Source organism: Vibrio sp. ZF 223 (assembly GCF_003050585.1).
GTDB lineage: Bacteria > Pseudomonadota > Gammaproteobacteria > Enterobacterales > Vibrionaceae > Vibrio > Vibrio crassostreae.
On sequence record NZ_PIGB01000002.1, the window covers coordinates 307,027 to 328,139 of the forward strand.

15 protein-coding genes and 1 riboswitch are annotated in these 21,113 nt (G+C 44.1%); of the genes, 9 read left to right on the plus strand and 6 right to left on the minus strand.

Annotation, left to right across the window (positions count from 1 at the left end; all coding sequences use genetic code 11):
* The first annotated feature begins 82 nt into the window (after positions 1–82).
* The 4 genes from topA (at position 83) to CWO13_RS06100 (ending at position 6,994) form a co-directional block, all read left to right on the plus strand.
* The gene (gene topA / locus CWO13_RS06085) at positions 83–2,713 is read left to right on the plus strand and encodes a type I DNA topoisomerase (protein WP_017062103.1); all 2,631 of its coding nucleotides are present in this window, start codon (positions 83–85) and stop codon (positions 2,711–2,713) included.
* Positions 2,714–3,236: 523 nt separating this feature from the next.
* Positions 3,237–4,466 (plus strand): glucose-1-phosphate adenylyltransferase, encoded by a 1,230-nt coding sequence (gene glgC, locus CWO13_RS06090; RefSeq protein WP_080582251.1) that lies wholly within the window; start codon positions 3,237–3,239, stop codon positions 4,464–4,466.
* Positions 4,456–5,910, plus strand: coding sequence for a glycogen synthase GlgA (gene glgA, locus CWO13_RS06095; RefSeq protein ID WP_108020661.1), 1,455 nt, complete (start codon positions 4,456–4,458; stop codon positions 5,908–5,910). Before glgC ends, glgA begins: the two co-directional genes overlap by 11 nt.
* 286 nt (positions 5,911–6,196) lie before the next feature.
* The gene (locus CWO13_RS06100; RefSeq protein WP_017062100.1) at positions 6,197–6,994 is read left to right on the plus strand and encodes an alpha/beta fold hydrolase; all 798 of its coding nucleotides are present in this window, start codon (positions 6,197–6,199) and stop codon (positions 6,992–6,994) included.
* 130 nt (positions 6,995–7,124) lie between these two features.
* On the opposite strand, the gene CWO13_RS06105 is transcribed toward CWO13_RS06100, so the two are convergent.
* The 5 genes from CWO13_RS06105 to torD form a co-directional block, all read right to left on the minus strand.
* Positions 7,125–7,442 (minus strand): putative signal transducing protein, encoded by a 318-nt coding sequence (locus tag CWO13_RS06105; RefSeq protein WP_108020662.1) that lies wholly within the window; start codon positions 7,440–7,442, stop codon positions 7,125–7,127.
* Positions 7,443–7,489: 47 nt separating this feature from the next.
* Positions 7,490–8,170 carry a TVP38/TMEM64 family protein gene (locus CWO13_RS06110; protein ID WP_108020663.1) on the minus strand — a complete coding sequence of 227 codons (681 nt, stop codon included), beginning with the start codon at positions 8,168–8,170 and terminating at the stop codon, positions 7,490–7,492.
* Between the two features lie 134 nt (positions 8,171–8,304).
* The gene (locus tag CWO13_RS06115; RefSeq protein WP_080967311.1) at positions 8,305–8,895 is read right to left on the minus strand and encodes a TfoX/Sxy family DNA transformation protein; all 591 of its coding nucleotides are present in this window, start codon (positions 8,893–8,895) and stop codon (positions 8,305–8,307) included.
* Positions 8,896–9,022: 127 nt separating this feature from the next.
* Positions 9,023–9,108: riboswitch (cyclic di-GMP riboswitch) on the minus strand.
* Between the two features lie 170 nt (positions 9,109–9,278).
* Positions 9,279–10,283: an HTH-type transcriptional repressor PurR gene (gene purR, locus CWO13_RS06120; protein ID WP_017062096.1), complete on the minus strand. Its 1,005-nt coding sequence runs from the start codon at positions 10,281–10,283 to the stop codon at positions 9,279–9,281.
* A gap of 315 nt (positions 10,284–10,598) precedes the next feature.
* Complete coding sequence (gene torD, locus CWO13_RS06125; protein WP_102432935.1) at positions 10,599–11,246, minus strand: molecular chaperone TorD; 648 nt, start codon at positions 11,244–11,246, stop codon at positions 10,599–10,601.
* 285 nt (positions 11,247–11,531) lie between these two features.
* Between torD and torR the strand changes: the two genes are divergently transcribed.
* Positions 11,532–12,245, plus strand: coding sequence for a two-component system response regulator TorR (gene torR, locus CWO13_RS06130; protein WP_048659668.1), 714 nt, complete (start codon positions 11,532–11,534; stop codon positions 12,243–12,245).
* A gap of 115 nt (positions 12,246–12,360) precedes the next feature.
* Here torR and elyC read toward each other — a convergent pair whose 3' ends face one another.
* Complete coding sequence (elyC, locus tag CWO13_RS06135; protein ID WP_048659667.1) at positions 12,361–13,212, minus strand: envelope biogenesis factor ElyC; 852 nt, start codon at positions 13,210–13,212, stop codon at positions 12,361–12,363.
* Positions 13,213–13,327: 115 nt separating this feature from the next.
* Between elyC and cmoM the strand changes: the two genes are divergently transcribed.
* The 4 genes from cmoM to mukB all read left to right on the plus strand — a co-directional run bounded on the left by cmoM (position 13,328) and on the right by mukB (position 20,820).
* Entirely contained in the window at positions 13,328–14,113 is a 786-nt protein-coding gene (gene cmoM, locus CWO13_RS06140; protein WP_102432934.1) for a tRNA uridine 5-oxyacetic acid(34) methyltransferase CmoM, read from the plus strand.
* A gap of 125 nt (positions 14,114–14,238) precedes the next feature.
* The gene (mukF, locus tag CWO13_RS06145; protein ID WP_102432933.1) at positions 14,239–15,576 is read left to right on the plus strand and encodes a chromosome partition protein MukF; all 1,338 of its coding nucleotides are present in this window, start codon (positions 14,239–14,241) and stop codon (positions 15,574–15,576) included.
* Entirely contained in the window at positions 15,557–16,363 is an 807-nt protein-coding gene (gene mukE, locus CWO13_RS06150; RefSeq protein WP_048664682.1) for a chromosome partition protein MukE, read from the plus strand. Before mukF ends, mukE begins: the two co-directional genes overlap by 20 nt.
* The gene (gene mukB, locus CWO13_RS06155; RefSeq protein ID WP_102480695.1) at positions 16,360–20,820 is read left to right on the plus strand and encodes a chromosome partition protein MukB; all 4,461 of its coding nucleotides are present in this window, start codon (positions 16,360–16,362) and stop codon (positions 20,818–20,820) included. Before mukE ends, mukB begins: the two co-directional genes overlap by 4 nt.
* Positions 20,821–21,113 lie beyond the last annotated feature (293 nt).

The following is a 21,113-nucleotide window of genomic DNA, read 5'->3' on the forward strand; positions in this document are numbered from 1 at the left end:
TGAATTTAGAATATCATGCGTAAAAGCCCACAAGCTAAATTGTTGGTGCTGAAGCATCGTGATTAAGGACGTTAGAGTCAATATGGGTAAATCGCTCGTTATAGTGGAGTCGCCAGCCAAGGCTAAAACTATCAATAAATATCTTGGCAAAGACTTTGTCGTTAAGTCGAGTGTAGGTCACGTTCGTGATTTACCAACGGCGGGTCAAAGTACTGGTCAAAAGGCTGCTGCAGTTTCAACCAAGGGTATGAGCCCAGAAGATAAAGCTCGTATCAAAAAAGAAAAAGATCGCAAAGCTCTTATCAAAAAGATGGGTATTAACCCGTATAAAGAGTGGGAAGCGAACTACCAAATCCTACCTGGTAAAGAAAAAGTCGTTGCTGAATTGCAAAAACTTGCTGAGAACGCAGACCATGTTTATCTCGCAACCGATTTGGACCGCGAAGGAGAAGCTATCGCATGGCACCTTCGTGAGATCATCGGCGGCGATGAAACGCGATACAAGCGAGTGGTTTTTAACGAAATCACCAAGAATGCTATTCAACAAGCTTTCGAAACACCAGGCGAGCTAAACATCGATGGCGTAAACGCTCAACAAGCACGACGTTTTATGGACCGTGTTGTTGGCTTTATGGTGTCACCTCTGCTTTGGAAAAAAGTAGCACGAGGCCTATCCGCTGGCCGTGTTCAATCAGTAGCGGTAAAACTACTGGTAGAGCGTGAGCGCGAGATCAACGCCTTTATCCCTGAAGAGTTCTGGGATGTGCATGCTGATACTAAAACAGCAGAGAAAACCGATTTTAGACTGCAAGTAGCGCAGAAAGACGGTGTTGCGTTTAAACCTGAAAATGAAGCGCAAACACAAGCTGCTGTTAGCGTTTTAGAAAAAGCGCAATACGAAGTATGTAAACGTGAAGACCGCCCAACCAAGAGTAAGCCGTCTGCACCTTACATCACGTCGACGCTGCAACAAGCTGCGAGTACCCGTCTTGGTTATGGCGTAAAGAAAACCATGATGCTGGCTCAACGCTTGTATGAAGCGGGTTACATTACTTATATGCGTACTGACTCTACTAACTTGAGTTCAGAAGCTGTAGAAGCCGCTCGTGAATACATTGGTTCTGAGTACGGCGCGCAATATCTTCCACCTAAAGCACTTGTATACGGCAGCAAAGAGGGCGCTCAAGAGGCCCACGAAGCGATTCGTCCTTCAAGTGTAGATGTTAAGTCGGAAGACCTAAACGGCGTAGACGCAGACGCACACAAGCTTTACTCGCTAATTTGGAATCAATTCGTAGCGTGTCAAATGACGCCAGCTCAATACGATTCAACGACAGTAAGCGTTAAAGCAGATGAGTACACGTTAAAAGCGAAAGGTCGTATCCTTAAATTTGATGGTTGGACTCGTGTTCAGCGTCCAATGGGTAAGAACGAAGATACGATCCTTCCAGCAGTTCAGATCGGCGATAAGCTTGACCTGATCGCGCTAGACCCTAAACAGCACTTCACTAAGCCACCGGCTCGTTTCACTGAAGCGGCGCTAGTTAAAGAGCTTGAGAAGCGTGGTATTGGTCGTCCTTCAACATACGCATCAATCATCTCGACGATTCAAGACCGCGGTTATGTAAAAGTTGAACAGCGTCGTTTCTATGCTGAGAAGATGGGTGAAATTGTTACTGACCGTCTAGATGGTAGCTTTAACGACCTAATGAACTACGACTTCACTGCTCGTATGGAGCAGAAGTTGGACCAAATCGCAGAAGGCGAAGCAAGCTGGAAAGGCGTGCTAGATAACTTCTTCGAAGACTTTACTGGCGATTTGGAAAAAGCTGATTTAGACGAAGACGCTGGTGGCATGAAGCCAAATCATATCGTGGAAACTGATATTGAGTGTCCGACTTGTAGCCGTAAAATGGGTATTCGTACGGCTTCGACAGGCGTATTCCTTGGTTGTTCTGGCTATGCACTTCCACCAAAAGAGCGCTGTAAGACAACAATCAACCTTGGTGATGAAGAAGGCATTATCAACGTGCTTGAAGAAGACGTTGAAACAGCAGCACTTCGAGCTAAAAAGCGTTGTCCTATTTGTGAAACGGCAATGGATGCTTATCTAATCGATGATAAGCGTAAGATGCACGTATGTGGTAATAACCCGAACTGTGAAGGTTATGTGGTTGAGCACGGCGAATTTAAAGTGAAAGGCTACGATGGTCCACTTGTTGAGTGTGACAAGTGTGGTTCTGACATGGTTCTGAAGAACGGTCGTTTTGGTAAATACATGGACTGTACGAGTGAAGACTGTAAGAACACTCGTAAGATTCTGAAAAATGGCGAAGTTGCGCCACCGAAAGAAGACCCGGTACATTTCCCTGAACTTCCGTGTGAAAATTCAGACGCGTACTTTGTTCTTCGTGACGGTGCTTCTGGTCTATTTATGGCTGCGAGCAACTTCCCTAAATCACGTGAAACGCGTGCACCGTTAGTGGAAGAGCTGGTTCGCTTTAAAGACCGTATCTCACCTAAGTTTCAATACCTAGCATCAGCACCAGTTGCTGACCCTGATGGTAAGCCGACAGTGGTTCGTTTTAGTCGTAAGACCAAAGAAAACTACGTTCGTACTGAAGTAGATGGAAAACCGTCCGGTTGGACTGCGTTGTACATCGACGGTAAGTGGGAAGTTACGGATAAGCGCAAAAAACCTAAAGAGAAGTAACTGAACGTTATCGATGAAAAAGCAGCCTAATGGCTGCTTTTTTTGATCTCAATATGACTAAATATGCAACGTGTTGATTTGGTGTTTCGTCGACGAGAATTTATTAAATTCACACTGTAAAATAAATAAAGGTAATTAATCACATCTTCTTATGTAACTTTAACGAGAATGTAACTTAATTAAAATATTGTAACTCACAGAACAGTGTTTAGTTGTATACCTGATGTGTGTCGGGTGTTAATGTAATGTTTCGCCCGCACGGTGTAATGTGAGCTGCTTTAAGTCTTAGGAAAGCAATCAGCTTACGTACCACAGAATGGCGTATTAAAAATTGAATTCGGCCGAAAAGTCGATAACGTATATAAAACCAAGTGCAAAGAATAGTGCACACATAACAACGTTTGGCTTAGGATATTGTCACTGTATGTGAATGGATATTCGCTAAATACCGAAATAAGTGTTGGTGCTCATCCCCCAGAGGAAGATACCTCTACGAGTACTAACATCGACAAGCTATAGATATATGGAGAATAAAATGGCTGGTGTATTGGGAATGATTCTTGCTGGTGGTGAAGGCTCACGCTTAAGACCTTTAACTGAATCTCGCAGCAAACCCTCGGTTCCTTTCGGTGGTAGTTACCGCTTAATTGATTTCGCTCTGAACAACTTCGTCAATGCTGATCTGATGAAGATCTACGTATTGACACAATTTAAGTCACAATCACTGTTCCACCATATGAAAAAAGGTTGGAATATCAGTGGTATAACAGACCGTTTTATCGACCCAATTCCTGCGCAAATGCGTAAAGGAAAGCGTTGGTATGAAGGCACAGCAGATGCTATCTACCAAAACATGGGCTTTATGGAGCTGGAAGAACCAGATCAAGTTTGTATTTTTGGTTCAGACCATATCTATAAAATGGACATCAAACAGATGCTTGATTTCCATAAAGAAAAGAAAGCAGCGCTAACAGTATCAGCATTGCGCATGCCGCTTGCTGAAGCATCAGAATTCGGTGTTATCGAGGTTGATGCTGATGGCCGTATGATTGGCTTTGAAGAGAAACCTGCAAATCCGAAGTCGATTCCGGGCGACCCAGAATCAGCGCTCGTTTCAATGGGCAACTACGTGTTCGAAGCGAAAGAGCTTTTTGCTGAACTAACGGAAGATGCTGATAGAGAAGGTTCGACACACGATTTCGGTAAAGACATTATTCCAAACATGTTCCCACGTGGTGATGTGTTTGTTTATGATTTCAGCACCAACCGTATTACTGGTGAGAAAGAAGAAGTTTACTGGCGCGATGTAGGTACGATTGACGCGTACTGGCAAGCGCATATGGACCTTCTTAAGAAAGATGCGCCATTCTCGCTATACAACCGTAAATGGCCTCTACACACTTATTACCCGCCACTGCCACCAGCTACGTTTACTGATTCGGCAAATGGTCGAATTCAGATTATTGATAGCCTTGTGTGTAGTGGTAGTTATGTACGTGGTTCGCGTATTGAAAAGAGTGTATTGGGCTTCCGTAGCAATATTGCATCAGCGTGTGATATTAGTGAGAGTATCTTACTCGGCGATGTGAAAGTGGGTGAGGGTTGTATCCTGCGTCGCGTTATCATTGATAAAGATGCAGACATCGCACCGGGTACACAAATTGGTGTCAATCTGACAGAAGACAAAAAGCATTACCACGTCTCTGACGATGGTGTGGTAGTGATTTCTAAAGGAGCACGAGTTGGTTACTAAGACTCTCTCGGTACTTTTTGTAGCGTCTGAAGTTGAAGGCTTGATTAAAAGTGGTGGCTTGGCTGATGTAGCCAAGGCACTACCGAAAGCGTTGCAAACACTCGAACAGGACGTTCGAGTGACTATCCCCGCATATAGAAATATTCCAAACATTGATTCAGCAGAAGTTATTTTATCGACTGAACTCGATCATTGGCCTCATACGGCTTACCAAGTTAAAAAACTGAGCGTAGAAGGCGTTCCAGTTTTTGGTATTGAATGTGCCAAATATTTCGACCGTCCAGAAATGTACGCAGAAAACAATCAAGCTTATGCTGATAACGGAGAGCGCTTCTCGTTCTTCAGTGCAGCCTGTCTTGATATGCTTCCTAAGCTTGGTTTTCAACCGGATATCATTAATGCAAACGACTGGCATACTGGTTTCGTTCCTTTCTTGCTTAAATCGCGTTATCAACAACACGATTTCTTTGAAAATACGCGCAGTGTTATCTCGATTCACAATGCGGTTTTCAAAGGTGTGTTTGCATACGACGAACTGCAATTTCTACCAGAGATGCACAGCTACAATGTGCCGGAAGCTTCAGTAAGTGACACTCATGTCACTATGCTAAGAGCTGGCGTGATGTGCGCAGATAAGGTGAACGCAGTAAGTCCTACCTATGCAGAAGAGTTGAAAACGGAATTAGGTAGCCATGGTATGGCAGCCGAATTCCAACACAGATCTGCGGATCTTTTCGGCATTTTGAATGGTTGTGATTACGGTGCTTGGAACCCGGAAACAGACGCTTTCCTTCCTCGTAAATACAAAGCGACCAAGCATAGTATGGCTCGCGGAAAATCAGCTTGTAAGCAAAAGCTGCAACAAGACGTGGGTTTACCCGTTGCCGATTGTGCGGTTTATGGCATGGTTTGTCGCTTGACGAATCAGAAAGGTGTTCATTACTTACTGCCTATCATCGAACAGTTCTTGAAAAATGATCTTCAGATTGTGATTGTCGGAACTGGCGATCCGGTTTTGGCGAGTCAACTGAAAGAGCTATCAGCGCTTCACTCAGACAAGTTTTCGTTCGTAGAAGCGTACAATAATGAACTTGCGCACTTGGTTGAAGCAGGCTCTGATTTCTTCTTGATGCCTTCGGAATTTGAACCGTGTGGTTTAAACCAAATCTACAGCATGGCTTACGGTACTTTGCCGATTGTTCGTTCTGTGGGAGGTTTAAAAGACAGCGTGAATGATTATGATGAGGATCCTGAAGTCGCGACTGGGCTTGCTTTTGAAGAGCCAACACCGCAAGCGCTATTAGCTGTGTTACATCGTTCATTGTTGCTTTATGCACAAAACCCATCTGAAATTAAGCGTGTCCAGCTTTATGCGATGCAGCAAGATTTTAGTTGGGAAGATGCGGCTAAAGAATACCTCACTATGTACCATTCAGCACTTTAACTTGTTGACTTAGCATTAAAATTAGCTGGCGGACAACAACAGCTCGTAATAAATGAAGGCGCTCTAATCGTAGAGTGCCTTTTTTGTTTCCTGGTCAGAGCACATCACGTTTACGAAGACAAAGCTTGCAAACTCATTTTAGTCAGGTAGAAAAGGTGGGGTAGGTATTCACATGACTAATGATAGGTTTGACACTATTATCACTTAAAGTTCTTAATAGCGTGATATCCTTAGTCATCGCCTCGTGATGAGGCACAGCTCCATTCCAATAATTAAAGCGATAGGTATGTCTGAGAGTTTACTATTTCATAAAACATTTACTCACCCTACGAGCGATGAGTGGGTTGTATTTGTGCATGGCGCAGGAGGTAGTTCCTCCATCTGGTTCAAGCAGATCAAAGCGTATAAACAGCACTTCAACTTACTTCTCATTGATCTGAGAGGGCATGGTAAATCAGACAATATACTTAAAGGGCTGATTTCGAATCGTTATACGTTTAAATCGGTGACGCTTGATATTCTTAAAGTGTTAGACCATCTTAAAATCCGTTCTGCACATTTCGTCGGCATGTCTTTGGGTACGATTATTGTGCGTAACGTTGCCGAATTAGCGGCCGGTCGTGTACGCTCAATGGTGCTGGGTGGTGCCGTGACTAAACTCAACACTCGTTCTCAAGTCTTAATCAAGCTGGGTAACCTCAGCAAGCACATCATTCCTTATATGTGGTTATACAGCCTTTTTGCTTACGTTGTTATGCCACAAAAAAGCCAGAAAGAGTCTCGTCACCTGTTTATCCGTGAAGCGAAAAAACTGTGTCAAAAAGAGTTTAAACGATGGTTTATATTAACGGCTGATGTAAACCCATTGATGAAATATTTCAAAGACAGAGAGTTGCCGATTCCGACTTTGTATTTGATGGGTGAGCGAGATTACATGTTCATCAAACCAGTTAAAGAAATGGTCGCAGCGCATGAGTCGAGCGAGCTAGTAGAGATTCCGAATTGTGGGCACGTATGTAACGTGGAAAACCCTGAAGAGTTTAATCAGCGTTCGATTGCGTTTATTCAAAAACAAATCCAGTGATTTTCTAGGCGCGAAATCAAAGATAATGATTGAATCGAATTGAAATAAAAACGGGAAGCTAATTTTAGCTTCCCGTTTTTATTTGGAGGAGGTATCGGCCTAATTGTCTTATAAGGTCACTGAAACTCTGCTATTCGGGTGAAGCAGCACCGCACTGCCAACAAGAGCCGAATTGCGCTTCGTTGACTTCATGACACTCACCACAACGCCACTCTTCATAGATGATAGAATCTTGCTGTTTTTGGTAGTCATTGACGATCGTGCGAGCTTTACTGGCCAATTCTGGCTCATATAACCACACGTAAGGGTCAGTTTCTGCCGTAAATGGGATTTCCCCTTTCAATCCGAATAACCCTTCACCACGGACTTCACAGGCAATATTCTCGCTTTCTAACAATCCACAGATGATATGAGCTTCTGTCGGATTCGATGCACTGAAGATTTTCATTGAAATAGAACCTTATTCGGCTATCTGTGTTATTTGGCTATTATAAATTATTCAGCTACGGGTGCTGAGCGAAACTTACTCATCAACCATTTAGCAACTATTGGGAATATCCCCAATAACGCAAATGACAATAGTACTGAAGGGGAGACGATGCCTGAAAGTGAATCAATTTCTGCGAGCTGAGTACCAGCATTCAAGAAAACCGCCGTCCCCGGTAACATCCCGATTTGACTCGTAATGTAATAACGACTCACTGACATCGGTGTTAAACCCATCAATAGGTTGATAAGGAAAAATGGGAATACAGGAATCAGACGCAGAGAAAATAAGTAAAATGCGCCGTCTTTTTCAACCCCCTTGTTAATCGTCGCCAATTTGTCACCAAACTTGGTTTGAATCCAGTCACGCAACAGGTAACGGCTACTTAAGAAGGCTAAGGTCGCACCGATCGCACTTGCGAAAGATACTAGCAGCAAGCTGTTCCAGAAACCAAATAGCGCGGCCCCTAATAGGGTTACAACAGCGGCACCGGGAATGGAGAAAGCTGTAATCATTACATACGCGATAAAATAGATAGCGGCAGCAGCAATAAAGTTGCTATCAATATAGTCATTTAACACAGCTTGTTGAGCCTTAGCATTTTCAAGCGTTAAGTACTGGCCGAAATTGATGCCTAACACCACGATGGTTACGACCAACACAATACCCAATATCATTTTCTTACTCATTGATACTTCCTCTAAATTTTCAATGCATACCGATAGTATAGATAGACAGGCAAAGCATAGATTAACTTTCATCAGATATAAAAAAAGCCGCAGTAAATGCGGCTTAGTTATGTATATAGATTGCACTGACAATGTTAATTGACCCGATTGATAAGCTCTTCGCGACGCTGCTGCGGTATAACAGACCAATGTGTACCATTGATCGCGCCTTCTAGCGCCCAAAGTAGTTCAATACTGACAGAAGACGCATGCGATTCTTTGATGGCGTTAAATGCGTTTACAGAGCCAGATTCATATAAACGTTCTACAGAATCGATCCCTGCCTTTTTCAACATACGCTCGGTAGCGAGTCGAAGATTAGGCAGATCTTTGAGTCGGGTCGGCTTAGCAGAAGACTGCTCAGCTTTTTCTTCTTTAGCAAAACCTAGAGACGTGGTTGCAAGTTGCAAGATTTTTTCTTGGTCTTGCCATAAGCCTTCAGGTAAAGCGAAATATTTAGTAACGACAGGGAAACCACGTTTTTTGTAGACGTATGGTTGAAACCCTTGTTGTTCGAATTGTTTCGTTGTGCCTCTGTCTGCGCGTATGTGCAACTGGTCATTTACAACCAGAGCAAACATAGTGTCATCAGCAAAAAGACCGAAGCCACCAAACATTGAGCGTGATTTTATTTTTCCTAGGGACTCAAATAACTTCATCGAGTCCTTTAGTATCGGTTTATCCATGTTATTTATCTCGGTGTATTTGAACTACGCCACCAAATAAGCAGGTCCGAGAGATTAGCAAAATGTTGCAATTACATTGTCAATAAGCCGTAAATTACTAAATTATTAGTAGTTACTGCATTTTGCCATCGGTAACCCCGCTACCATACCAACGAGTGGTTTAGGCCGGAAGCTTTGCGTCTCACTCTTTCGAGTGGTTTGCCCTGTGCGTGACTGATTGAATAGAATAAAGTTTTTGTTGAATGAAGCTCACAGTTGATATTTCAAAATGTGACATTGCTTCAATTAATGATCTTTCCATTGTGCATATAGGTTCATTATAGTTGCTGATAAAAAAAGCGCACCTAAAGGTGCGCTTGATGACATTAAACTTGAATTATCAATTAATTTAACGTTTTAACTGTACTTCGCTCAACAATTTCAGGGTGCATTTCGAAGACGCGTTTTTCGTGGTCTTTGTCTTTGATGCGCTCTAATAGAATTTCGAATGCATTCTTACCAACACGACGTTTTGGTTGGTGAACTGTCGTTAACGGCGGAGAGAAGTATTCAGCCAGTTCGATGTTGTCGTAACCGATCACTGAGATATCTTCAGGAATGCGAATGCCTTTTTCTTGCAGGCGGCTCATTAGGCCGAGTGCCATTGTATCGTTAAAGCAGAATACCGCCGTTGGGCGATCTTCCATCTCAACGATTTGTTCTGCAGCAAGTACTGCTGTATCACACTCGAAGTTGCCTTCGATGATCATATTTTCATCGGCAGAAATCTTAGCTTCGTTGAGTGCGCGCTTGTAACCGGCAATACGTTCAACACATGCTGCTTTGTCTAAGTGGCCACTTAAACATGCAATCTTAGAGTGACCGCGTTCAATAAGGTATTTGGTCGCTAGGTAGCCACCTTCTTCAGAGTTATCGATGATCTTATCAGCCTGAGAGCTCTCAGGGCCCCAGTCCATGATAACTTTAGGGATGTCAGCGTGACGGTCTAACATCTCTCTTAGTTCTTCAGTTAGGTCAGAACACATAACTAAGATGCCATCTACACGTTTCTCTGCAAGCATTCGAATGTAGTCACGTTGCTTCTCATAGATACCGCCCGTATTACACAGGATCAAAGTGTAACCTTGACGGTAGCAGTAGCTCTCAACACCATCGATAACTTCAGAGAAGAATAAGTTAGTTGATTGAGTCACAAGCATGCCGATAGTGCGTGTGGTATTACACTTCAAACTACGAGCAACAGCACTTGGTGCATAGTTTAGTTCATCTACGGCTTTGTTTACTTTTTCTTGAGTTGCTTCTGCAACAAAGCGAGTTTTATTGATTACGTGAGAAACGGTTGTTGTTGATACGCCGGCTAAGCGAGCGACATCTTTTATAGTGGCCATGGTTTTATCCTATTAGAAGCTACTTTCCCCAAGTACGGAATAAAGTAGCCGTTAAGCTACCTAACTAAGAGCTTAAATTTGTAGGGCTCTTTGGGTACTAAAGTGCTAAAAAACAAAAAACCGCTATTGAGCGGCTTGTCTTAACACCGAAATGCTCTGAACTTTAATAAGCATAGCATTTCGTGAATGTTTCATATTTTATCGTTTGCGGTCACAATTTTAGACTGACTAGAAATTACTCGCAATAAAATTCACCCAGAAATCCGGGTGAATTGTCACATTCTACTGAATTTATTTACCTAGTCATCCAATAAGCTATTCACCAGCTAAATATTGAGTGTCTAATTGACAGAATGCGAGTAGCAAAGATGAGACGGAGGCGTAGAAACCGAATTCATCAACGTCATGACATTTCACGTTGAACTTTGGTACCCAAGTCAGCAGTTGTTGTTCGATAAACTGCTGTTGAACGGCAAATGAATTCTCTAGCTCTTCTTCAATATCCGTTTCGTTTGAACTAATGATCAAGTTACCAAGGAAATCGAGTTCGATAGCAATGTGGTCTGCTGGCTCTTTTAGATCTTGGTTCACCACTAAATTGTGCTTAGCCATGATCTCTTCCATATCTTTTGCAGGCTTATCATTCAAAAGGCCAGTTTCACCGATATACATAGAAGCGTAAGGAAGAGCACCGTGTTTATCTGTTTTTAAGAAAAGATCGCAAAAGTCTGCAGACAATTCTAGTTGAGCATCTTCACGTGTTTGTAGGCGGTTAAGCGCATCCACTAGCTTATCAATCGCTGGCTTTAGTGTTTCATTTTCGCCTAAACCAGTCAGGAAAGAACGAATTTCAACAGAGTGGTAGTGATCGAGTTCTTCTTGAGTGAGCTCTTTGGCAAATAAGCTTGATAGCCACCAGTATATTTCTGCTCTTTGCTCGTTGAACGCTTTCGTATCTTTCATTTGTTAGATCCTGACTTAGTCTTGTGATGTTACTTATATGCATCTTGAAGTCACTTGGGCATAAGCACACCAAGGCTGAATAACAAGGTTATTTGCGAAACGCAAAGTTACTCGTTAGTAGTAATGCCTATATTGAATTGCGATGGACGATAAATAGCAAGGTTTAAGATTGTCTTGTATCAAAAAAAATCCATGTTTCTGGCTTTTATCTTCTGTACTACTAGAATTGTTACGAGTTATGAATAGAATAGTCACTGAAACTATTAAATAAGAAAAGTGGTGTAGATGAGCTATCACGTATTAGTCGTAGAAGATGATGTGGTAACCCGCAGTAAACTGGTTGGATACTTCCAGAACGAAGGTTACACAGTGAGCGAAGCGGAAAGCGGCGCTCAAATGAGAAGCGTGTTAGAAGAAAACAACGTTGACCTCATTATGCTGGACATCAACTTACCAGGCGAAGATGGATTGATGCTAACTCGCGAATTACGCAGTCAATCAGACATTGGAATTATTTTAGTTACTGGACGCACGGATAGCATCGACAAAATCGTTGGCCTTGAAATGGGCGCGGACGATTACGTTACTAAACCCTTCGAACTCCGCGAGTTATTGGTTCGAGTTAAAAACCTACTTTGGCGTATTTCTGCCGCTCGTAAAACGGCAGCTGGCGCAGTAGAAGAAACATCAGACGAGTCTGTGGTTCGTTTCGGTGAGTGGACATTTGATATTCCTCGTCGTGCGCTAAGCAAAAATGGCGAGCCAGTGAAGCTGACTAAAGCTGAATACGAACTGTTGGTGGCTTTGTCTTCTTACCCTAACCAAGTATTAAGTCGCGAACGTATTCTGAATATGATCAGCCACCGAGTGGATGCACCGAATGACCGTACGATCGACGTACTGATTCGTCGCATGCGTGCAAAAATGGAATTCGACCCTAAGAACCCACAAATCTTTGTGACGGTTCACGGTGAAGGTTACATGTTCGCTGGTGACTAATGTTCTTCGTGAACTTCTAGTCAGCAACGACATATGAACGAAAAAGCCGAGACATCATTGATGTCTCGGCTTTTTTTACTTAATTGTACCGTCCTAAATGTTTTATGCGGTTTGATTATTGAGGCTGCGCTGCAGAAACGTCACCGCCATCAACTAGGCTGGACGCCTCTGGAACAACAATAGGATCTTGAATAGGGTCATTACTTGTATCAAGCCAATCGCGTAGGCTTTGCCAAACCAATCCCATGGTTTCGTGCCAATAGCGCTCAGTCTGCTCAAGGTAAAGAGCTTTTGGCATGTACTTATTCCAAGGCTCAACAATCCCTTCTTGTGCAAGGTAGTTAGTTGGTGCTGGTAGAGGTTTCATGCCGGCAGCATTGAATTCGTTCAGTGCACGAGTCATATGGCTAGCTGAAGTCACTAGCACCATTCTTTTATTCTTAACAAACGCAGCAGCTTGGCGGGCTTCTTCCCAGGTGTCTTTTGCTGTTTCAAGTAGAATGATATCAGGCTTCGCAACACCAAGTGCTAGTGCAACTTTAGCCATCATTCTTGCGTTACTTACTTCAGTGCCTGCGCCATAGCCAGACAAAATGAGTTTTGCACCAGGGTAAAGACGTAGAATACGAATCCCTTCACTTAAGCGCATCAGGCCGGTGCGGCTCAGTTCTGATGTCGGTGGAATTTGGTCATCTACGACGTGACCACTTCCGAGAACCATTACGTAATCGACGGTTTCATCGACAGGTAAAAAAGCGGTGTGTTGCCTTTCCATTGGCATTAAAAGTTGACTAGAAACTGGTTGGAAAGCGATTAGGAAAATACCACATAGGGCTGAAAGGGTGATTAGGCAACCCGTCTTCCTTTTGGTAGTAAACATCACTAGGGCTAAACCCAGAAAAGCGAGAATTAACATTGCTGGTAGTGGCATCAATAGCGAAGACACTACTTTTTTCAGCTCAAACATATCCGAATAGTCCGAAAAAACATCACTTAGTAGTAAAAAGAGACATCGCCTCTTTATTCCTGAAATTCCTGTGACAGAATAGCAGGCACGATAGGACATAATAACTCAAGTAGCCGTGACTGAAGACCGTAATTTCGACGATATTGCCCACAAATTTGCAAAAAATATTTACGGCTCTGACAAAGGAGAGATCCGTCAGATCATCGTATGGGAAGATTTAGAACAAGCTTTGAGCAAATTTGAGCATTTAGCATCACCACTGCATGTGCTTGATGCTGGAGGTGGCCTTGCGCAGATGTCGCAAAAAATTGCGTCGCTTGGGCATAAGGTTTCTTTGTGTGATCTATCTTCTGAGATGCTGAAGCTAGCAGAAGAGAGTATTAGCGAAGCGGGTTTGTTAGAGCAGTATCGATTTATCCATTCTCCGGTACAAAAAGTTGCAGAACATCTCGATGAGAAAGTCGATTTTGTGATGTTTCATGCCGTAATGGAATGGTTAGCCGATCCTAAAGAAGCGCTTGATTTATTGCTTGAACAAGTCAAACCGGGTGGCGTTGCCTCGATAATGTTTTACAACCACCACGGATTAGTCCTGAAAAATGTGATTTGTGGCAACATTCCTCATGTATTGAATGGGATGCCACATCGAAAACGGTTTAAGCTGCAACCACAAAAAGGCTTAAAGCCAGAAGAGGTTTATCAATGGGTAGAAGACGCTGGTCTAGAAATCTGTGGTAAATCAGGCATTCGCTCTTTCAGTGACTACATAGGTAATATGGAGTACATGGGCGATTACCAATTTGAAGATGTATTGGAACTAGAAAAACAGCTATGTCGCCAAGAGCCATACCTGTCGCTAGGCCGTTATATTCACGTTTGGGCTCAAAAACCTGCGCAATAATAGCGGTGAATGTGGTAAAAGAAGCCACAGCATGCGCTATGCAATCGCAAGAAGCCCGCGTCATAAAGAAATAGGCGTCATATCTAACATGTTCGATATGACGAAGAACAGTAACAGGAACCACAATGAGTGAAATGACTCAAACTGCCGAAGAGCAGCCAATTGATGAGTTGGTGGGCTGGGTCAAGCAGCATGATTTTTCATTAAATTTGCCACCAGAGCGCTTAGCATTTTTGATTGCTATCGCAGTACTAAGCAATGAAAGGTTCGATGAAGAGTTGGGCGAGGGTGAACTGCACGATGCATTTACCATCGTCACTCGACTGTTTGAAGATACTGGTGAAGCGTCCGCGTTTCGTGCCAACAATGCCATCAACGAGTTAGTTAAACAGAAGTTGATTAGCCGCTTTACCAGCGAAATTACCGATGGTGCGAGCATTTACCGTTTGTCGCCATTAGCGATTGGTATCTCAGATTATTACTTACGTCACCGTCAGTTCTCTAAATTAAAATTGTCTATCCAGCTTTCTATGGTTGCAGACGAGATGGCTAAAGCCATTGAAGCTGCGCAGAAGGGCGGAACTCCAGGACATTGGAGAAAGAACGTTTACGGCGTGCTCAAGTATTCTGTTGGTGAGATTTTCGATCAGATAGATCTTAACCAACGTGTTATGGATGAGCAGCAGCAAACCGTTAAGCAGCAAATTGCCGACCTTCTTAACAAAGATTGGCGTGAGGCGATCAACAACTGCGAAACCTTGCTATCAGAAACCTCCTCCACGCTAAAAGAATTGCAAGACACCTTGCAAGCGGCGGGTGATGAACTGCAAACACAGATCCTCGATATTCAAGAAATTGTTTACGGTGACGATGAACTCGAGTTCGTTGGCGAAACCCTATTCGGCTTGCAGATGAAGCTCGACCGAATTACTAGTTGGGGTCAGCAAGCGATCGATTTGTGGATCGGCTACGACCGCCATGTTCACAAGTTTATCCGTACCGCGATTGATATGGATAAAAACCGTGCCTTTAGCCAACGCTTGCGTCAGTCGGTTACCGACTACTTTGATGCGCCTTGGTTATTGACCTACGCCGATGCTGAAAAGCTTACCGATTTGCGTGATGAAGCCTTAGTACTTCGTGATGACGAAGTAATGGGCCAAGCACCAATCGACGTAGAATACGAAGAATTTGAGCAAGTGAATGATCTGCTTTCAGACCGAATAGCAGAGATGTTGAAAGCTCACAAACAGCAAGGTGCGCCAATTGATCTTGGCCTTGTGCTACGCGATTACCTCGCTGAACACCCTCGCACACACCATTTTGATTTAGCCAGAATTGTTGTCGACCAAGCCGTGCGCTTAGGTTACTCAGAATCTGACTATCAGGCTATTCAGCCAGATTGGCAGGCAATCAACGATTTCGGTGCAAAGGTACAAGCAAATGTCATTAACAAGTACTGATGATTACATGCCAGAGAAACTGGTAAAAGCGATAGCGAACCCATTGTTCCCTGCGCTAGACAGCATGCTGCGTTCAGGTAAGCATATTTCAACAGAAGACTTAGATAACCACGCGTTACTTTCTGATTTTGAAGTTGAGCTTCAGCATTTCTACCAACGCTACAACACCGAGCTTGTGAAAGCGCCAGAAGGCTTTTTTTACCTGCGTCCGCGTTCTACGTCGCTAATCGGTCGTAGTGTTTTGTCTGAGCTAGACATGCTTGTTGGTAAGGTACTGTGTTTTTTGTACCTAAGCCCAGAGCGTCTAGCACACGAAGGTATCTTTACTAACCAAGAGCTGTTTGATGAGTTGATGTCGTTAGCGGATGAGAAAAAACTCATGAAGCTTGCGACAAACCGTGCGTCGGGTTCTGATTTAGACAAAGAAAAGCTGTTTGAAAAAGTGCGTACTTCTCTACGTCGCTTACGTCGTATCGGCATGTTGATTGCGATTGGCGAGACGGGCAAGTTCCGTATCAGCGAAGCAGTATTCCGTTTTGGTGCTGACGTACGTGTTGGCGATGATATGAAAGAAGCTCAACTGCGTCTTATCCGTGATGGTGAAGCTGTGGTGCATACTCAAGAGCCTAACCAAGGCAGCTTGTTGAATGAAGAACAAGCGGAAGCCGTATCAGAAGTAGATGCAGGCGTAGACGAAAACGGTCAACAAGACATTTTTAACGATCAAGCTGACTTTGACCTTGAGTCAAACGACGGCGAACCAACAAAAGTAGAAGGTGAAGCATGATTGAAAGAGGTAAGTATCAATCATTAACCATGGTCAACTGGAACGGCTTCTTCGCGCGTACTTTTGATATTGATGGATTGGTTACAACGCTTTCTGGCGGTAACGGTGCAGGTAAGTCGACCACTATGGCGGCATTCATCACAGCGTTGATTCCTGACCAAAGCCTTCTGCATTTCCGTAATACAACGGAAGCGGGTAGCTCACAGTCATCTCGTGACAAAGGTCTATACGGTAAGCTTCAACCTGGCGCATGTTACGCTGCGCTGGATGTGGTGAACTCTCGTAACCAACGCCTACTGTTTGCAGTAAAACTGCAGCAAGTTGCGGGTCGTGACAAGAAAGTAGACATCAAACCGTTCGTAATCCAAGGCCTTCCAAGCCATGTGAAACCAACGGATGTGTTGATTCAGAACGTTTCCGACAGCCATGCTCGCGTATGTCAGTTGAACGACGTAAAAGCCGCGGTAGCACAGTACGAAGGCGCGCACTTCAAAGCCTTCTCTTCGATTGTTGATTACCACTCGCAAATGTTTGAATACGGTGTGGTACCGAAGAAACTGCGTAACAGCAGCGACCGTTCTAAGTTCTACCGTTTGATCGAAGCATCGCTTTACGGCGGTATTTCTAGTGCGATTACGCGTTCTCTGCGTGATTATCTCCTACCGCAAAACGGTGGTGTGAAGAAAGCATTCCAAGACATGGAATCAGCACTACGCGAAAACCGTATGACGTTAGAAGCGATCAAAACGACTCAGTCGGACCGTGACCTGTTCAAACACTTGATCACTGAATCTACGAACTACGTGGCAGCAGATTACATGCGCCATGCCAACGATCGTCGTAACAAGCTTGATCAAACCATGAAGTTTCGTGGTGAACTGTTTGGTTCGCGTGAAACCTTGCATGATCAAAATAACTTGTTGAACCGTGTTCAAGAAGAATTAGAGCTGTTGGTCGATCAAGAGTCGGCACTAGAGCAAGATTATCAAGCGGCTTCGGATCATCTTCAATTGGTTCAAACTGCACTTCGCCAGCAAGAGAAAATTGCACGCTACAGTGAAGATCTAGAAGAGCTTAATGAGCGTCTAGAAGAGCAGATGATGGTGGTTGAAGAAGCTCAAGAGCGAGTACTTCTTGCTGAAGAGCAGGCAACCATTACCGAAGAAGAAGTGGATAGCCTGAAAACTCAGCTTGCTGATTACCAACAAGCGTTAGACGTTCAGCAAACTCGTGCGCTGCAATACCAGCAAGCCGTTCAAGCATTAGAGAAAACCAAACAGTTACTTGGTGATGAGTCTATTACGGCAGAAAGTGCATTAACTCTTGTTTCTGAGCTAAAAGCACAAGAAGAATCAAGCACTCAAACGCTACTGTCTACTAAGCACAAGCTAGACATGTCTTCTGCAGCTTCTGCACAGTTCGACAAAGCACTGTCTTTAGTTAAAAGCATCGTTGGTGACGTTGAGCGTAAAGAAGCGTCTAGCAGCGCTAAGCAAGCTCTAGAAAAAGGCCGTAACGCAAAACACGTTGTTGAGAACGAACAGCAATGGCGTGCTCAGCACCGCGACATGGCTCGTGATGTGGCTCAGCAGCGTCAAGCAAAAGAGCTTGCGACTGAATACCAAAAACAACACAACATCTCACTGACTGATGAAGCGGTTTTCGATGAAGAACGTGAACGTCACGCTATGCAGATCGAGTCCCTTGAGTTCGCTCAAGAAGAGCTGCGTGAAGCGAAGAGTGAGCAACGTCGTGTACAACAAAACCACGACCAAGAGATTCAAAAACTTGAGTCAATTGCTCCTGCGTGGATCACGGCAAACGATGCACTTGAAGCTTTAAGAGATCAAACAGACGCTGAGCTAGAAGATAGCCAAGCGGTAATGACTCAAATGCAGCAAGTACTTGAAGACGAGAAATCTCAAGCGGTAGCAAAAGATCAGTTGGCAACGCGCCGAGCTGAACTTGAGCAAGAGATTGAGCGTTTAGCTTCGCCAGGTGGTTCTAACGATCCTCGCCTGAAAGGCCTGGCGGATACGCTTGGTGGCGTACTGCTTTCTGAGATCTACGATGACATCACGATCGGTGATGCGCCGTACTTTAGTGCGATGTACGGCCCAGCTCGTCACGCGATTGTGGTTTCGGATCTTGATGGTATTAAAGAGAAGCTGGTGGATCTTGATGATTGTCCAGAAGACCTTTACATCCTAGAAGGCGATGTAGACGCGTTTGATGACAGCTCGTTTAATGCCGATGAGCTTGAAGGCGCGGTATGTGTTCAGCTGAACGATCGCCAAATGCGTTACTCTCGTTTTCCTGAGATCCCACTGTTTGGCCGTGCGGCTCGTGAACAGCGCCTAGAGAAATTGCGCGAAGAGCGTGATGTTGTCGTTGAGAACCACGCGAAAGCAGCGTTTGACTCTCAAAAACTGAATCGCTTATACCAAGCATTCAACAGCTTTGTTGCGAAGCACCTACACGTTGCGTTTAACGCAGACCCAGAACAAGCACTTACTGCGATTCGTGATAAGCGCAATCAAATTGTTCGTTCTCTGGCTGAGCTTAACTCTAAAGAGCAGCAACAACGTAGCCAGCTTCTACAAAGCAAGCAGGCACTTGGTGCATTAGATAAATTAGCGCCAATGGTTCGTATTTTAGAAGACGAAACATTGGCTGAGCGCTTAGCTGAATTAGAAGCGCAACTAGAGCGTTTAAGTGAAGCTAAGTTTTATTTGAATACTCACGGTAAAGCGCTTACTTCTCTAGAGCAAATCGTATCTGCACTAGACGCTGACCCAGAGCAGTTCGAAGCTTTGGAAGCCGAATATCGTCAAGCTGATAACGCGCTACAAACTCTAAAAGGTAAAGTGTTCGCGCTGTCTGATTTGATTGAGCGTCGTCACTACTTTGCTTACGCGGACTCTGTTGATTTGCTTAACAAGAGCAGCGAACTGAGCGAACAACTGAAAGCAAAACTGGTTCAAGCGGAACAAGCAAGAACCAAAGGTCGTGATGGCTTGAAGCAAGCTCGTGAACAGATGAACCAATACAACCAAGTATTGGCGGCATTGAAGAGCTCACATCAAGCGAAGCAAGAAACGGTTCAAGAGTTCAAGCAAGAGCTTCAAGAGTTCGGTGTAAACGCTGATGAAGGCGCAGAAGAGCGTGCTGTACGTCGCCGTGACGAGCTTCAAGAGCGTCTACACACATCTCGCAGCCGTAAGAGTGAATACGAGCGTACGATTACGTCAACGGAACTTGAGATGAAAGCACTGGCTAAGCGTCTTAAGAAAGTACAGAAAGAGTACACAGAACTTCGTACCTTCGTAGTTGCAGCAAAAGCAGGTTGGTGCTCAGTACTTCGTTTAGCTCGTGAAAATGATGTTGAACGTCGTCTGCACAAGCGTGAACTGGCTTACCTAACGGCGGGTGAACTTCGCTCAATGTCGGATAAATCATTGGGTGCGCTACGTCTGGCTGTAGCTGACAATGACGACTTACGTGATTCGCTGCGTCTATCGGAAGACAACGCACATCCAGAGCGTAAAGTTCTGTTCTATATTGCAGTTTATCAACATCTTCGCGAGCGTATTCGCCAAGACATCATTCATACGGATGATCCGGTTGAAGCAATCGAAGAGATGGAAGTTGAGCTCGCTCGATTAACAGAAGAACTGACGCAGCGTGAAAATCGCTTAGCGATCAGCTCTGAGTCGGTAGCAAGCATCATTAAGAAGACGATTCAGCGTGAGCAGAACCGTATTCGAATGCTAAACCAAGGTCTGTCTAACATCTACTTTGGTCAGGTTAAGGGCGTGCGTCTAAACGTTAAGATCCGTGAAAGCCACGAAATCTTGCTGTCAGGGCTAGCGACTCAGCAAGAGCAGCACAAAGACTTGTTTGAATCAACGCGCTTCACCTTCTCAGAAGCAATGGCGAAATTGTTCCAACGTGTGAACCCACATATCGATATGGGTCAACGTTCTCCGCAAGTTCTGGGTGAAGAGTTGCTGGATTACCGTAACTACTTAGAACTCAGTGTTGAAGTTAACCGTGGTTCAGATGGCTGGCTACAAGCGGAATCAGGAGCACTTTCTACCGGTGAGGCGATCGGTACCGGTCAATCTATCCTACTGATGGTGGTTCAGAGCTGGGAAGAAGAGTCACGTCGACTTCGTAGTAAAGACATCGTTCCATGTCGCTTGTTGTTCCTCGATGAAGCAGCACGTCTGGATGCGAAATCTATCTCTACGTTGTTTGAACTGTGTGACCGTCTAGGTATGCAGCTTCTGATTGCAGCCCCTGAGAACATCAGCCCAGAGAAAGGTACAACCTACAAACTGGTACGTAAGGTCTTCAAAGATCACGAACATGTACACGTTGTTGGTTTGCGAGGTTTTGCTCAAAACAAACCTGCATCTCCAGTGCAAGAGCTTATCGAAGAAACTGAGCAATAAGCTCGATAGCGATTCAACGATACTAATTCATAGCCCCTAATCATTAGGGGCTTTTTAGTACCTAAGTCTAGCGTTCTGCAATTGTTCTAACTCCCTTTGTGCAATCCACTTAATATACTTCGTGTCTAGCCCTCTTTGACTTACTGATAAGACCACTCATACATTAGGGTTAATCTCAATAGAACTTGTTTGAAGTCACACGCACAAAACCACAATTAATGTATGGTAATGATATGACAGTAGTGTCTGCACACTGCTGAACGACTTATTAGTATTTTTGAGCGTGACTATTA